This window comes from Bacteroides muris (ex Afrizal et al. 2022), from assembly GCF_004793475.1.
Lineage (GTDB): Bacteria > Bacteroidota > Bacteroidia > Bacteroidales > Bacteroidaceae > Bacteroides > Bacteroides muris.
In genome coordinates this window covers 1-688 of record NZ_SRYZ01000124.1, presented here as the reverse complement: position 1 = coordinate 688, position 688 = coordinate 1, and the positions used below count along the sequence as shown (strand labels likewise).

The 688-nt window shown below is 45.6% G+C and carries 1 protein-coding gene; it reads right to left on the bottom strand.

What is annotated here, in order from left to right; translation table 11 throughout:
• Positions 1-81: 81 nt before the first annotated feature.
• Positions 82-688: group II intron maturase-specific domain-containing protein (locus E5355_RS19150; protein ID WP_136011566.1), on the bottom strand; the 607-nt coding region annotated here is incomplete at its 5' end.

Genomic DNA, 688 nt, shown 5'->3' with positions numbered 1-688 from the left:
CGAGTAGGAGGAACGGGATTAATTCCCGTTCCGACCTCTCACACCACCGTACGTGCCGTTCGGCATACGGCGGTTCCCTAATTAACCTTTAAACACAGGATGATAGTACATCTTAAAAGTAGGGTAACCAGCCCGAAGCAAACGCTCATCCGACAAAGCCGATTGTACAGTGGGATGACTTGCCATTCGCCAGTATTTCTTACGACAAAAGGCAGCCATTCGCACACGGTTCCCATCGGGAATAAGCTTCTTCAGATTTCGATACCGGGTTCGGACTCGTTTCCAAGACTTCCAAATGCACATCCGTATGCGATGACGGAGCCAACCGTCCCATTCCTTTATCCTACTTTTGAGACCTGCCAACTTAAAATAGTTGAGCCAACCACGGATATACCAAGTCAAACGTTGTTTATGATATTCGTAGCTCCAGCCGTTATTACGGCTGGTGAGTTCACGTATCTTACTCTTCATCTTCTTGACACTATCGACATGGATGTAGAATTGGCATTTGACATTACTACGACCAAAGGCATAGGAAAGGAATTTGATGTCACGCATATAAGCGACATGAGTCTTCTCCTTATTCACCTTTAGAAAAAGTTTCGTTTCAATAAAGGGAAGCAGATTATCCAATGTACGCTGGGCGGAACGACGGCTTTTACAAAAGATGACCAGGGCATCAGCATAC